This is a genomic window from Vibrio sp. 1288 (assembly GCF_033344475.1).
The window spans coordinates 1-650 of the sequence record NZ_JAWPOX010000640.1; the positions used below are offsets into that span (position 1 = coordinate 1).

Consider the following 650-nt stretch of genomic DNA (forward strand, 5'->3'; position numbering starts at 1 on the left):
TGGGTTATCGACCGCCTTACTGTCTTCCTTTACCAACAATACGGCCGTTGTTGTGTCTTTGATTGGTGCGATTAAACGCAATCAACAGCACGCGCCTTCTAAGCTACTGATTCCACTTTCTTACGCGGCGATATTTGGCGGCACATTGACGCTTATCGGTACTTCGCCCAACCTTATTATTAATAGCTTTGTGGAAGATGCAGGGCTACCGAGTCTGAGCTTTTTTACTCCGACGATGATTGGCTTGGCTGTCTTAGCGGGTGGTCTTTTAATTCTTATTCCGCTGAGCTATTTGCTGCCAAGTTACGATGACCAAAACCAAGAAGACTTACCGTATTTCCTTGAATCTCGTGTTGAACCAGGTTCCCCTTTGGTTGGCCGTACCATCAGTGAAAACAATCTGCGTGCACTGCGTAAGTTGTTTCTTGCAGAGGTGGTTCGTGATGGCGTGACGGTATCGTCAGTTGGCCCCGACTTCGTGCTGAAAGCGAAAGATCGTCTGTTGTTTTGTGGCGATGTCGAAAGTGTGGCGACCTTGCAAGAAATTCCGGGGCTGACTCTATTTGGGCAACAGCATTTGAATGGTCAAAACTTTATTGAAGTGGTGGTCAGTTCCTCTGCAACCTTCTGCCATAAGACCTTGAAAGAAA

Annotated in this window: 1 protein-coding gene; it reads left to right on the forward strand. The window is 47.1% G+C overall.

The features are described 5' to 3' along the window. Positions 1-650, forward strand: a 650-nt coding sequence (locus R8O11_RS28500) for an SLC13 family permease (protein WP_318195031.1), incomplete at both ends; no start/stop codon positions are given.